We start from the raw sequence: 14,242 nt of genomic DNA, 5'->3' as shown, positions 1-14,242 counted from the left end.
GGAACGCATGCTTTCTAAGAAAACAAAATACGCCATCAAGGCGCTCATGGTGTTGGGACGTAACTACGGAAAAGAACCTATGCAAATTGTAAAGATTGCTGAAGAGGAACGTATTCCGAAAAAGTTCTTGGAACAGATTCTTTTGGAAATGCGGAATGCTGGTATACTATACTCTAAAAAAGGGGCCGGCGGGGGATACAGTTTAAATAAAGCGCCAGAAGACATCTACCTCTCCCAAGTTATGCGGTTAATTGATGGCCCTATTGCCTTATTGCCTTGCGTGAGTCTTAATTTTTATCGCTCCTGTGAGGAATGTGTGGAAGAGCATGCTTGCGGTATCCGAGACACCTTTATTGAGGTTCGAAACGCGATGCTACAGATCCTCAACGACACGAGCGTGGCGCAACTTATCAATAAGGAGAAGCAGTTGTCCTTGGAGTAGACCCACTAGTACTTCCTACAGTACTTCCGTCAATTTCTCGAAAGCCATACCACGAGAAGCTTTCAAAAGGACCGTACTATTAACAATAGGTCGTTCGCGGAATGCTTTTTTAGTAGCGTCCGTAGTTTCGTAAAATTCCGCTTTCGTATTTTGATGAGCATAAAATGCTTCACCCACAAATATAGTCCGATCGGCACCGATTGCTAAAGCACGATCGACCACGTGACGGTGTTCTTCCTGCGTGTTTTCACCCAGCTCAAACATATCGCCTAATACGATTACCTTGTGATCCGCTTCGATAACTGCCATATTCGCCAACGCGGCTTCCATACTACTTACGTTTGCATTATAATAGTCGGCAATAATAGTATTGTGTGTCGTCCTAGTAATTTGGGAACGGTTATTGGTCGGTGCATACGCCTCAATCCCTTGGCTGATATGGTCATCATCCATGCCGAAATAATGCCCCACCGTAACCGCGGCTAATATATTTTCCGTGTTATAGGAGCCCGTTAACTGCGTTGACACGGTATGGTATACCGCTGCATCATGGACTTTCCAAGAAACACAAAGTAGTGGGTTTGCATATTCCAGTCGTCCTATGACGTCATTTGCCGATGAAAAACCATAGCGAACAATTTTTGAAATTCCGCGCTGTATTTCCATTTCTCGCAGATGTTCATTATCTCCTTGTAGAAACAGCACACCATCATGAGTTTTAAGAAAATCGTACAGCTCACCCTTGGCTTTCTTCACCCCTTCAAACGAACCGAAGCCTTCCAAATGTGCCTTTCCTACGTTGGTAATCAGACCATGTGTGGGCCTAGCAATGTCGCACAGAAATGCAATTTCTTCCTGGTGATTAGCACCCATTTCGATAACCGCCATTTCAATGTCGTCATTTATCGAAAGCACGGTTAGCGGAACACCGATATGATTATTAAGATTTCCTTTTGTCGCATACGTTTTGAAGCGTTGCGATAATACGGCATGTAATAACTCTTTAGTGGTGGTCTTCCCGTTCGTTCCGGTGATCCCGATAAATGGTATGTTTAGCTGGCCACGATGATACCGTGCCAGATCTTGCAACGTAGCCAATACATTTTCTACCAAAATATAGCGTTCATCCGTTGCATATTTTGCTTCATCGACAACTGCCCATTTGGCGCCGCTCGCTAACGCTTGCCCTGCAAATTCATTTGCATTAAACCGCTCTCCTCTTAAGGCGAAAAATATACTATCGGGTATGATGTTACGCGTATCTGTAGATACCGAGTGATGTTCTTTATATAAAGAATATAACTGCTCGATTGTCATGCTGCTCAATTTTAGACAAAGGTAGTTTTATCCCCTTAAACTTACTATATCTTTTTCTTGATCTTATCCCCATTTACGAAAACATTCACGGTTTCACCCTTTTTGCCGCGCACCTTGAAGTTGGTGACGCGACCATCCTTCCATCGAATATCCACGGTATAATTTCCCCGTGCTTTCAATCCTTTCACTTCACCACTATGCCACGCTTTAGGTAACGCGGGGAGCAAGTGGATATAACCGTCATGCGACTGTATGAGCATTTCGGCAATTCCCGCAGAGCCGCCGAAGTTGCCGTCGATCTGGAACGGTGGATGCGCACAGAAAAGATTTGGATATGTTCCGGCTCCCACGCCTACATAACTCGCTTCATCTTTAAAAGCAGGTTTGAGCAATTGCCGGAGAATCTCCAACGCGCGATCACCATCATGCAGCCGAGCCCAGAACAAAATCTTCCACGCTCGGGACCAGCCAGTACCTTCGTCGCCTCTCGCAAGCAGCGTCTTCTTTGCCGCTTCGGCCCACTCAGGTGTACTAACCGGCGAAATGAAATGCGCCGGATATAGTCCGTATAAGTGTGACACATGGCGATGTTGAGGCTCAACTTCTGCGTAGTCCTCCAACCACTCCATCACACGCCCTGAGTTGCTGACAACCACCGGGGGCGGCACATCACGAAGTTGCCGTTCCAGATCTACCACAAATGGGTCCTTTAATTGGAGTATATCGTTTGCTTCGATTACCGCCTCGTACAGCTCCCGGACGATCTGATTGTCTATTGTAGGGCCCATCGCTACCGACGCCACCTTACCATTCGGCATCTTGAAAGCATTTTCCGGCGAAACTGACGGCGCAGTTACCCACCAACCGTTTTTAGGCTCTTTAACCAGTGTCGCATGGTAGAAAACAGCGGCTTTTTTTAGTACTGGATATATTTCAGCGAGGTAATTTTCGTCTTTTGTGAACTGATAATGTTCCCACAAGTGGTTGCAAAGCCAGCCCGATGCTGTACTTGCGCCCCACGATGCTTGCTCGCCCGGCGCCGAATACCCCCAAATATTCGTCATCATATAGACCACCCAACCGGGCGCATTATAATAAGCTTTGGCTGTCTTTTCACCTTCTTTCGCAATACGCTTAATCAAATTAATAAAAGGTATATGGTACTCCGAAAGATTATTTACCTCGACCCCCCAATGGTTCATCTGTGCGTTAACGTTCAAATGGTAGTCTCCATTCCAGGGCGTTTGGATTTGATGCGCCCACAAACCCTGCAGATTTGGGGGAAGCGCGTTTCCTACGTTCGGCGCGGTACTGGATATACTAAGGTATCGGCCAAATTGATAGTACAAAGCCGCCATGGCGTTATCCTGCGCAGGATCCTCAAAAAATTGCTCGATGCGTTGGTCGGTAGGAATGTCCCGGCTGTTCCGGTTATCTTCCAAATGTAACGAGACACGACCAAAAACATTTCCAAATCGCTGGCGATGTGCTTTCCACAGACTTTTGTATGTCCATTTAGCAGCACCGGCCAACAAACGCTCAACAGCCTCGTCAGGACGGTGTCCATAATAATCCGTTGACGCCGCAAAAACTAGCAGTACTTCATCCGCATTTTTAACAATGACTTGATGGTCATGCGTCCTATGGCTGCCACCATTGGTAATGACTTTTACTTTCCCCGCGAACCGTAATCCATCCCCTCCTTTTCCGTCGGGTAATGTGCCTCTCCATGTCATTTCGTTATCAGTCACGTTCATATGACGCACATTTTCATCCCTGTAAAAATGTGTAGCAAAGGTAATGGCTCCTTTCCTATTGGCTGATAAACGGATTACACCGATATTCCCGTCAAAAGAGGTAAAATACTCACGTAAATACTGTACCCCATTTGCCTCAAACGACGTTGTCGCGGTAGCATTTGCTAGGTTCAGCGTACGTTTGTATTGCGAAACCTCGCCCTGTATGGAATGTAAGAAATTGAGGAATCCGAAGTTCTGGAAACAGCCATAAGGCACCTTTGCTCCGTTTCCATTTCCCGAGCCTTTTCCTTTCGTTACAAAGTTCCTGTTGACCAACGCTTCTGCCTGTCCATTCTTCCCCGCGAACAACAGCTTTTGAATAGCATCGACGCTTTTATACGCATCATTGTTATTCGGATCTTCGGGGCTTCCCGACCACATGGATATCTCGTTTAGTACGATGGATTCGTCCAGAACTTTACCATCGGGCATCATGCCGATCTGCCCGTTGCCCAACGGCAAAGTTTCTTCCCAGCGAGCGGCGGGTTTATTATACCACATCGTCAAATCCTGCGCACATAAATTGCAGACGAAGTGGAAGAAGATGGAAAGGGTTAATAGCCGTCTCAACCCTCTTTTATTTTTTATCAAGCTTAAAAGCTTTGACGCTATTGCTATTAAACGTAGGAATGTATATCGTATTTGTCTCTGGGTGTATACCCAAATCTGCTGTGTTCATTTTCCCCCGCACATCCATCATTTTCTCAAAAGAGCCATCTGCTTTTACATAATACACCAGGCCTCCCCAACATGTAACAAGAAAATCTCCGTTGTTACCGACCGGCTCCAGCCCATCACCCCCCAGCTCAAAGCCTTTTGCGAGAACTGTGCTTTTCTTGTTGGCATCGATCTTCCATAATTCCGGCCCTACCAAAGCATAAAGATTTCCTTTAATAAATTTCAACCCGTTGACATTCGACGCATTTTCTAGAAATACCGTTGGCTTGTTATTTCGCATCTGGTAAATAGTCCCGGTACGCGTATCTGATACGTAAACCACGCCGTCATTATCTACTGTCACATCGTTCAGGAAAACAGCTCCCGGAAATTCAATTTCATTCACGACATTACCCGTCTCCATATCGATAACCGCAACAGCGGTAATATCAGCCACATATAATAAATCCTTGTAACTAGCCATTCCTTTGGGCGCGTTCATCCCAGTTACCCAATTTTGATCCTTCACGCTGCCATCCAGATTTAACACCGCAACACCGCCTTGTCCGTCTTTTGTCGCACCGTCTCCGTCAATCAATGACACGTATAAAACATCATTTCCGGCATGATAAAGCACAGACTCGGGAACCGGTAAATTTTTCGTTTCCCATAATTCCGTCAGTTGATGCTGACTAAACGCCGTTGTGGACAATACAGCTCCTAAAGAAAAAAGAAGTAATCGTTTCATTTGTATATTTTTTTATTTTAAACCCATACAAGATAACAATTTTTTAGGAGTTTGGTTTATCGACCTACCGGGCGCGGCTTGCTTCTTCAGATTCCTCGCCCCTTTTTTTCATTTGCTGTTTCAGATTACCGAATTTATAGGTATAAGTTAATCGAACGGTTTGATTGTCGTTGTACTGACGTATCATGGAGTTGAACTGCCCAAAATCTGTCGATACGTTATTTTGTTGTGTTCGGAAGATATCTGTTGCTGCCAATTTCAGCGCGTTCCGCTCGTCTTTGAAATTATAGTTAATACCTATATCCGTTCCCCAGCGTGCATGAATTTTATAAATATTATAGAGGAATGGGCTATTGTAATCAACGGCCAACTCCGCAGAAAGTGCTTTGGTCAGCTTAAAATTATTCGTGCTACGGCCTTGAAAGAAAACAGAACCAAGGTCGGCATACTCTCCAGCTATCGGACCCTTGAAATGCATATAAATCGTCGTCAGGTTATTGTTCATCGTCCAAATTTTTCCAATTCTAAATGGCGCATTGATATTCAGATAGGAAGTCATTGTTCTGGCAAGGTTCTCGCGCGTCACCCACGACTCGCCTTTAATATCGTCTTGCCCCATGCTTTCTACCATAGCGTCGTTCGTGATATCCGTACCCAGTGTTATATTAAACATCTTATAAAGTGTATAATTTAATGTAAATCCATCTGTATACTGAGGTCTGAGATAGGGGTTCCCTAACATAAACGTAAACTTGTCTATATAATAGGGCATGGGATTCAAATAGCGATAGTTTGGTCTAGAGATCTTTCGCGCATAACTTAAAGAAATAATATTGTTCTCATTAACCGTGTGAGAGATACTCGCCGAGGGAAAGAAGTCCAGATAGTCACGTTTATTGGTTACGCCGTTGGTGACCGAATGGGCATCCGAAAACGTATACTCTGCCCGGACACCGACCTTGATATCGGTTGCGCCGAAAGAGCGGTTGTAATCCAAATAACCCGCTGCAATCTCCTCGGTGTAGATAAAGTGATTTTGGCGCCCCTCAAAATCCTCCCATGTGTCATCAACAAATCTTTCAAAAGCTAAATTATTATCTGATTTTACGCGACTATATTTTAGCCCCGATTCTAGCTTTCCCTTTCCCAACTTTTTAGAGAAATCAATTTTCCCAACGTAAATATCAATATCAACCGGCATCCCCGTCCGCCATTTTTCTGGAGCATAAGACAGGTTCCCGTCTGGAAGATAGGTTTTATAGTCGTAATCGATATCGGCATCATTGCGAAATGCTGTCCAGTCAAAGTCAAATATCAATTTTCCGCCTAACGTATCCAGCTGAAGTTCATTGTTAAAGTTCAGGGAGTAACGGTTAAAAGGTGTTCTACTATTCGTTACCGTACGTAGAACCGAGTCCACGAGACCCAACTCCGGACCGATATTGGTCAAACTCGCATTAACGGAGCTTTCCTTATCGTTATCGCCAGAAAATTGCAATAGCATGGTGTTTCGTTCGGATGTCTTCTGTTCTATCCCTATTCGGTAATTGTGGGTTTTATTAGTTTCCACCAAGCTAGCGTCTTGATCAAAAACCCGGTCACCGACCTCTTCAGAAGGGATTTTTCGCTCCAATCCTAAATCAAATTGTCTCTTATTACGAGTGAACCCATACGTTCCAAAAACAGTTGTGTTGTTTTTCTTATAACTGAGGTTCAGTGACGAATTTCCCCGTGCATGCTTACCGTGCGCGCCACTGGCCAGAAACGATCCGTTGAAACCTTCAAGTCTATTCTTTTTCAAAACAATGTTGATGGTGCCCACCGTACCTTCCGCATCTTCCTTTGCACTCCTTATCGTGCTGACTTCCACACTTTTAATCTGGTCGCCGTTCATAGATTTGAGGAATGTCGACAGCTGTTCGCCACTCATGTATGTCTGTCGGCCATCAATTGTTACATTTACACCTTGCTGTCCCATCAATTGAAGATTTTCATCCTTGTCAACGCTTACTCCCGGGGCACGCCGCACCACTTCTAATGCATTATTGCCTGCTGCCAAGGTAGAGTTTTCCACATTCAAAATTAATTTTCCATCTCGTTGCTGGACAAGTGGAACCTGCCCTTCCACCGCAACCGCATCTATGGTTTGCGACTCGCTTTTTAATAGCATATCGTCTATCACCAGCGACTGCCCAGTGGCCTTCACTACAGCGGATTTCAATGTTTCATATCCGACAGAGGACGCTTGAATGACAAACTCGCCATGAGGTACATTTTTGATAACATATCGTCCTTGCTCATTGGTTACTCCCGTTTTTAGGAGAGCCCCTGCTTTTGCCGTCAGCAAATAAATCGACACATTCGATAAGGGTTCTTGTTGTTCGTTCAAAACACGACCGCTTACCTCCCCTTGTTGTGCTTGTGCTGTCAGTACAGCAACCAGGAGAATACATATATTTAAAATCGCGCGCATAAATTAGCTGTCTTCTTTTTTGGTATTTATTTTTACGTTTTTGTCTTTTACTTCAATTGTCACGTTAGAACCATCAATGTGGATAACTGAATCCTTCTCTATCGCCACATTATCTAGCGAAGCTTCTCTGCGGGATTCCACCTCATCTTTTTCCTCCTGCTCCTCTTCTTTTTTAGGCTTCGGCAGTTGCGCACATAGCAATCCGGTACTTGACATGGTCCACTCCGTGTATTTCTGTTGACCTCCGTTAGGATAGTTATTTTGACACTCCCAGTAAGATATGTCACGAATTTTGGATTCTATGTTCCGTTGGAGCACTACCTTAGCTCCCTGAGGCAGATATACAACAACTCTTACTCGCTGATCTCTATCTAAAGCATTTTTCTTTAACAAAAAGTGACTTGGAAACAAAATAGTTTGGTCTTCTTGGATGCCCTCATAAGCAATATTATCTGCTCGCTCCGACGCCAATTGATAGGTTTTCCCTTTCGCCGAATAACTATATTGTATATAAGGCTGGCTTAGTGAATCGATGCTTTCAAAATAGATGCTGATATCACGGTGCAGGTAGTTTCGTAAATCCTGTCCGTCTAGCTGAATATTGAATTTCGATTTCAAAGAGTCCTGCTCACTAGCATCTAAAACACGTATATCTTTCTCTGTGAAATAATAAATTTCTTGTGGCTGTATGTTTTTTTGCACATTAATTGTACTCTCTTCCCGGAAATCTTGGGACGCAGCTATACAATAGTAGACGATCGCAACGATAGATACAATCCATACCGCAAACATCGTCAGTGAGAGGTAACTGTTGATTTTATCCGTTTTAAACAATACTCGTATAAGCCAAAAAAACAGGGCGAAAAAAGGGATAGCAATCGCTAAGAAACCAAAGGTCAATGCAATAATGCCGTCATTGGTCGCCAACCCTTTCAATGGCGGGAAAAACATCGGATTTTCGAGACCAAAGAAGTTCATCATATTAAACATATAAAAGATAAACAACCCTAGCAGGTTTAGCCCCGCGAAGATGAGCATAATCCACGCAATCATCTTACCAATCAAGCCTAAACAGCCACTGACGAGATTACCTGCGGTACGGACACCAGAACCAACGCGTTCGCCCGCTCCAGATAGTGTCTCTGAAAAACCTTTAGCTTTTTCATCATACGATTTTTTAAAATTCTGTAAATTCGGCTCCTCCCCCCGCATAGCCATTTTATCAGCACGGGTTTCCGCGATGGGCATAACAATCCATAAGATAATGTATGCTAAAATGCCGGAACCACCAATTAGGACAAAAAGCACCAATAAAATACGAATCCAAACGGGTTCTATCCCAAAATAGTGTGCCAAACCGCTACACACCCCGCCGAGCATTTTGTCGTCCGGGTCACGCATCAGTTTTTTACCGACATATTCTACATGAGGCGCTTGTCTCGTCTGTTGTTCATCACGGAAGCCCTCTTCTACAGTTACGGCTTCGCTCTCTTCAAAATCGCTTACGCGCCCCATTTGCTCAATGACTTGCTGGACATCGTCTAGGTTGATCACCTCTTTACGTCCTGTCTGGATACGCTCATTAAACATTTCCGCAATCCGATTTTCAATGTCCTCCAGAATTTCCTTGCTTTCAGCAGTATTCCCAAAATGTTTTTTTATGTCAATCATGTACGACCGCAGCGTGTCGTAGGCATCTTCCTCGATGTGAAAGACGATACTGTTGATATTTATAATAATTGTCTTGTTCATAACCCCGTTTAATATATGTAGATGAGTATTATTAATCGTTTCGTCCCTGTAAAGATGTTTCCACCGCGAAAACAAGTTCTTTCCATGTTACATCTAGCCTAGCCAACACCGCTCGTCCCTCTGCTGTAACCTGATAATATTTACGAGGGGGACCGGAAGTGGACTCTTTCCAGGTATAACTCAGTAACTGATTGTTCTTCAAACGGGTGAGCAAAGGATACAATGTGCCCTCCACCACCAGCAATTGGGCCTTTTTTAATTCTCCAATAATGTCTGAAGCATAAATCTCCCCTCGGGAAATTATCGAAAGGATACAGTATTCCAATATTCCCTTCCGCATTTGGGTTTGTGTATTTTCTGCTATCATAACATGACAAAGATATAGGTTTTATATTGTACTATGCAATACATAGTACTATAAAAACTGAAAACAAAAGTATACATGTCTGATTTTCAGATTATTAATTTTTGTATAAGCAGAAAGGAGATTGTGTATTTTTATAAAGTATCGGCCTTAACCACGATTTAATATGATTTTTTTTGAAAGTTCCGTAATTAATACGACTTTTACCCCCCATGTTGAGAAAGTTGTTTAACTATATCTGGGCGATCGCTTGGGGTGCAATTATGCTCCTCCTCATGGGATTACCTTCAAACGATATACCAAGCGTTGGATTTTTTGAAGGGTTCGATAAATTGGTACATTGTGGCTTTTTTTTCGTTTTTACGGCATTGTTGTTATTTGGCTCCATAGCGCAACCACTCAACAGGCCTAGCAAAATAAAAGCGATCATCGTTACGTTTCTTATTGCCAGTATCTTCGCTTTCGGCACAGAAGCTATTCAATATTTCTTTTCCGAAGGACGCCAAGCGGATTGGTGGGATATTTTTGCTGATTACGTTGGGATAGGAATGGCTCTTTTCAGCTATATTTTGTTCTATCGGAGATCCGCATTTTGATTGATCTCCGTGAGCGATCAGATGGGTTCATGCTATCGCTAAGACAGCGACAGAAACTTTACAGGTACACTGGTCCGTCAGCGTTCGCACAGCAGAAGCAACGGTGGCCCCAGTTGTGAAAACATCGTCAACCAATAATACATGCTTGCCTTCAAAGACTGAAGGTCTCACGCAGGTAAAAGCGTCTTCGACATTATCGTGGCGTTCTAAACGGCTTTTCTTCGTTTGTGTTTCTGTATTTACAAGGCGTACGAAATCTGACTGGTTTAAAGGCAATGACATTGCTTCGGCAACGCCTTGCGCAATATATTCGCTCTGATTATATCCGCGAATCCGCTTTTTCTTCTGATGGAGTGGCAGTGGGACAACCACATCAATATCAGCATAGAATGGCGAAGTAAACAAATCCATGCCGAAGCATCTCCCAAAATACGTTCCGATACGATAATCCTGACGATATTTCAACTTATGGACTATAGCTTGTACTAACGAAGATTTTGAAAATGAAAGGTAAGCTGCACCGGTATTAACCGGAGCTTTGCCCAAAAGACGCTGCGTTAATTCGTTCTGCATGAACAGATAATGATCATTGATCGGTAAATGGAATCGACAGGTTGTACACATAAATTCTTCTTGGTACAACAGTACATTTTCACAGGAAACACACAATGGCGGGAATAAGATAGATACAAAGCTTTCCCAATACGATATTAGTTGCATACTGTTTACAATTGGTGGTATACAAATCTAAGGTTTTATGTACTTTTTTCCCTCAAAAAAGTACCAAAAAAATCGTCGCTTCGGATCTTTGACAGAAAGGGTAGTACTAAGAATGAATTTCTACAGATGTCAAAGTTCCGGAGGCGACACCAAACGTTAATAGGAGGACAGTACATAAAACTAGTAGCTTTCTATCTTTTGTTTGTTCCCTTATTCCTATTTGCTAACCGACGGTTTCTTCTTTGATAGCAAGCTGGCCACAAGCGGCATCGATGTCTTTCCCCCGGCTCCGACGGACGTTCGTCACAATATGCTGGCTACGCAGGTACTCCGCAAACTGATCAATCTTATCTGCATCTGCGTTCACAAAATCAGCTAACGCAATGGGGTTATATTCGATGATGTTCACCTTGCAAGGTACATGCTTACAAAATCTGGCAAGCTCCTTTGCATCTTGCAATTCATCATTAAAATTATGGAACACAATATATTCGAATGTGACCGGATTCTTGGTCTTTGCGTAATAGTATTTCAATGCGTCTGCTAATGCCTTCAAGGAATTCTGCTCGTTGATCGGCATAATCTGATTTCGCTTTTCGTCGTTTGCGGCGTGTAGCGACAGGGCTAGATTAAAGCGCACTTCATCATCTCCTAATTTCTTAATCATCTTGGCGATACCCGCTGTGGATACTGTGATGCGTTTCGCTGCCATATTCAATCCATCAGGCGCCGTAATGCGTTCGACCGATTTCATCATACCGCTGTAATTTAACAAAGGCTCACCCATTCCCATGTAGACGATATTGGTTAATGGTTGACTGTACTTTTCTTCAGCCTGTTTGGCAATCAATACTACTTGATCGTATATCTCGTCGGCTTGTAGGTTCCGTTTACGCTCCATATAACCCGTCGCACAAAACTTACACGTCAAGCTACAACCTACCTGCGAGCTTACGCACGCTGTCATTCGATCAGGGGTTGGAATCAAAACACCTTCTATCACATTTCCATCATAAAGCGTAAAACTGCTTTTGATCGTCTTGTCCGAGCTCACTTGTGATTCTCGGACCTTAACATCGCGTATCTCGAAATTATCCTTCAGCGTTTCACGCAACGCCTTGCTAAGATTCGTCATCTGGTCGAAATCCGTGCAGGATTTCGACCATAGCCACTCATATACCTGTTTCGCCCGGAACCCCTGCTCACCGATCGCGGTTAGTTTATCTTTCAATTCAGATAAACTTAAACTTCTGATATCAATTAATTTACGCTGCTGTACCACGCTACAAAGATAAGGAAATTTATTTCAACGCGGCCTTCACTTTGGGAATGATTTGCGTACCGTACAATTCAATTGCTTTCATCATATCTTTGTGATTTGGACTACCCACATCGGTGTGGGCGGAAAAACGAGTCAGGCCAAACGTCTCTATAACATGTAATATCTTCTCTACCGACTGGTTCACGTCCCCTACCACCAAATGTCCATGAATAGAACGTCCGAAATCGTATTGCGAGCGTTGATAAGGTGGCCAACCTCTCGATGCACCGATTCTATTCATCTGTCCAGCATAGAGCGGATAATATTGGTCCGCCACTTCCTGCCCTTGTTCGCCAAAAAATGCATGCATATGGACGCCTACTTGAAAGTTATCCATAGTATGTCCGTTATCTTCCCACGCTTGTCGGTACACTTCAAACAGAGGTTTAAAGTTATCAATTGCACCACCTATAATCGCAAACATAACTGGCAGCCCTAATTTTCCTGCACGAATTACCGAAGAAGTAGTGCCTCCAACAGCTACCCAAATGGGCAGAGAACCCTCGACAGGTCGTGGAAAAATTTCTTGGTTTACCAATGGCTTCCGAAACTTACCCGACCAAGTCACTGTATCCTGCTTATTAAGTCGGAGCAACAACGCTAACTTTTCCTCAAAAAGTTCGGCATAGTCCTTTAAGTCATACCCGAATAGTGGGAAAGACTCTATAAAGGATCCCCGACCGGCCATGATCTCCGCTCGGCCATTCGAGAGCAGATCCACCGTCGAAAAATCCTGAAATAACTTAACGGGATCTGCCGAGCTGATAACCGAAACCGCGCTACCTAACTTGATCTTATTCGTTACCGTAGCAGCTGCCGCCAATATAATTTCCGGAGAAGAAACGGCGTAATCTATACGATGGTGTTCCCCCATCCCAAAGAAATCCACACCGACTTCATCCATCAATTTGATTTCTTCGATAATCTCCTGCGTACGTTGCGCCGCAGATTGCATTTTGCCTGTTGTGGGATCTATATGAACATCCCCGAACATACCTATTCCTAATTCGATCATAGCCTTTTTCCTTTCTAATCTATAACAAAGATAGGGATGTTTTTTGCGGTGGGTATTGATGTAGATCAAGAAGTATTTCCTTTTTCTTTTCCCTAGATGGAAAAGAAACAAAAGATCACGACTTGTATAGTTCTGCTATTTTTTCTCCTCTATTCCTAAACAGCATGAAACTCGCTCCGCTCAGACAATATGCTGTTTTTAACGGAATAGTCTTCGTAAAAATCAACGCAGAACAATACGATGTCGATTTAACCCGCATAATCGCAAAGCAATATTGATCACTTTTATATACGAATTTGCACAATTCCTCCTTAACGCTAAATGTCGCCTCAAAAATTTTGAAACATGTAGAATTTCATCCTTAGTACTATCCCATCCTTTCAAAATTTTTCAGCGACGGGGTTTTGGTTCTTTTTACGGGAAAAAGAACACAACAATATCAACCATGGATATATTCTTTTTTACCGTAGCTCTGGATCAACTCCCCTTCAAAATCCAACCATTCCTGCCATCTTTTATCTACATCAACATCTGTTGTATATTTACGTGCAAAATGGAGGAATGTCGTATAGTGGTTAGCTTCAGAGACCATCAAATCGTGGTAGAATTTTGCTAGTTCTTGATCATCTATATTTTTGGAAAGAACACGAAAACGCTCACAACTACGTGCTTCGATCATTGCTGCAAACAACAAACGGTCAATAAACGCTTGATTACGGGAGCCATCTTTCTTTGAAAACCTCATCAATTGTCCAACATAATCATCTTTTCTTTCCCTTCCCAACGTATAGCCACGGGCCTTGATAATATCGATTACCATTTGGAAATGCTGCATTTCTTCGATCGCGATAGCGGTCAATTCATGAACAAGATCTTCGTGTTCCGGATTCTGCGTAATTAGCGTAATCGCATTAGATGCTGCTTTTTGTTCACACCAAGCGTGATCTGTGAGAATTTCATCTAAATTGGATGCTGCGATATTTGCCCACCGAGGATCTGTCAATAATTTTAGTCCTAACATATTCTTTTCTATTAAAC

12 protein-coding genes are annotated in these 14,242 nt (G+C 43.2%); 2 read left to right on the top strand and 10 right to left on the bottom strand.

Going from position 1 to position 14,242, the window contains the following annotated elements; genetic code table 11:
• Window positions 1-7 precede the first annotated feature (7 nt).
• Window positions 8-442 (top strand): RrF2 family transcriptional regulator, encoded by a 435-nt coding sequence (locus tag C5745_RS02630; protein ID WP_105715618.1) that lies wholly within the window; start codon window positions 8-10, stop codon window positions 440-442.
• Window positions 443-457: 15 nt separating this feature from the next.
• Here the strand turns inward: C5745_RS02630 and C5745_RS02625 are convergent, their stop codons facing one another.
• The 6 genes from C5745_RS02625 to C5745_RS02600 form a co-directional block, all read right to left on the bottom strand.
• Window positions 458-1,759 (bottom strand): UDP-N-acetylmuramoyl-tripeptide--D-alanyl-D-alanine ligase, encoded by a 1,302-nt coding sequence (locus C5745_RS02625; protein WP_105715418.1) that lies wholly within the window; start codon window positions 1,757-1,759, stop codon window positions 458-460.
• A gap of 44 nt (window positions 1,760-1,803) precedes the next feature.
• The gene (locus C5745_RS02620) at window positions 1,804-4,128 is read right to left on the bottom strand and encodes a glycoside hydrolase family 95 protein (protein ID WP_243403229.1); all 2,325 of its coding nucleotides are present in this window, start codon (window positions 4,126-4,128) and stop codon (window positions 1,804-1,806) included.
• A gap of 7 nt (window positions 4,129-4,135) precedes the next feature.
• Window positions 4,136-4,963 carry an SMP-30/gluconolactonase/LRE family protein gene (locus C5745_RS02615; RefSeq protein ID WP_105715416.1) on the bottom strand — a complete coding sequence of 276 codons (828 nt, stop codon included), beginning with the start codon at window positions 4,961-4,963 and terminating at the stop codon, window positions 4,136-4,138.
• A gap of 64 nt (window positions 4,964-5,027) precedes the next feature.
• On the bottom strand, window positions 5,028-7,436 hold the full coding sequence (locus C5745_RS02610) for an outer membrane beta-barrel protein (RefSeq protein ID WP_105715415.1): 2,409 nt from the start codon (window positions 7,434-7,436) through the stop codon (window positions 5,028-5,030).
• A 3-nt stretch (window positions 7,437-7,439) separates the two neighbouring features.
• On the bottom strand, window positions 7,440-9,188 hold the full coding sequence (locus C5745_RS02605) for a PspC domain-containing protein (RefSeq protein WP_105715414.1): 1,749 nt from the start codon (window positions 9,186-9,188) through the stop codon (window positions 7,440-7,442).
• 31 nt (window positions 9,189-9,219) lie between these two features.
• Window positions 9,220-9,555 carry a PadR family transcriptional regulator gene (locus C5745_RS02600; RefSeq protein ID WP_105715413.1) on the bottom strand — a complete coding sequence of 112 codons (336 nt, stop codon included), beginning with the start codon at window positions 9,553-9,555 and terminating at the stop codon, window positions 9,220-9,222.
• 209 nt (window positions 9,556-9,764) lie between these two features.
• Between C5745_RS02600 and C5745_RS02595 the strand changes: the two genes are divergently transcribed.
• Window positions 9,765-10,148, top strand: a complete 384-nt coding sequence (locus tag C5745_RS02595) for a VanZ family protein (protein ID WP_243403228.1) — start codon at window positions 9,765-9,767, stop codon at window positions 10,146-10,148.
• A 27-nt stretch (window positions 10,149-10,175) separates the two neighbouring features.
• On the opposite strand, the gene C5745_RS02590 is transcribed toward C5745_RS02595, so the two are convergent.
• From C5745_RS02590 to miaE, 4 genes are all read right to left on the bottom strand, one after another.
• On the bottom strand, window positions 10,176-10,868 hold the full coding sequence (locus tag C5745_RS02590; RefSeq protein WP_105715412.1) for a ComF family protein: 693 nt from the start codon (window positions 10,866-10,868) through the stop codon (window positions 10,176-10,178).
• 223 nt (window positions 10,869-11,091) lie between these two features.
• Window positions 11,092-12,150 carry a 23S rRNA (adenine(2503)-C(2))-methyltransferase RlmN gene (gene rlmN, locus C5745_RS02585; protein WP_105715411.1) on the bottom strand — a complete coding sequence of 353 codons (1,059 nt, stop codon included), beginning with the start codon at window positions 12,148-12,150 and terminating at the stop codon, window positions 11,092-11,094.
• Window positions 12,151-12,169: 19 nt separating this feature from the next.
• Window positions 12,170-13,204, bottom strand: a complete 1,035-nt coding sequence (locus tag C5745_RS02580) for an LLM class flavin-dependent oxidoreductase (RefSeq protein ID WP_317046827.1) — start codon at window positions 13,202-13,204, stop codon at window positions 12,170-12,172.
• A 439-nt stretch (window positions 13,205-13,643) separates the two neighbouring features.
• Window positions 13,644-14,225 carry a tRNA-(ms[2]io[6]A)-hydroxylase gene (miaE, locus tag C5745_RS02575; RefSeq protein ID WP_105715410.1) on the bottom strand — a complete coding sequence of 194 codons (582 nt, stop codon included), beginning with the start codon at window positions 14,223-14,225 and terminating at the stop codon, window positions 13,644-13,646.
• Window positions 14,226-14,242 lie beyond the last annotated feature (17 nt).

Origin of the sequence: Sphingobacterium haloxyli (assembly GCF_002980525.1) — a bacterium.
GTDB lineage: Bacteria > Bacteroidota > Bacteroidia > Sphingobacteriales > Sphingobacteriaceae > Sphingobacterium > Sphingobacterium haloxyli.
The sequence above is the reverse complement of the archived record's forward strand: the minus strand, read 5'-3'. Positions and strand labels throughout refer to the sequence as shown.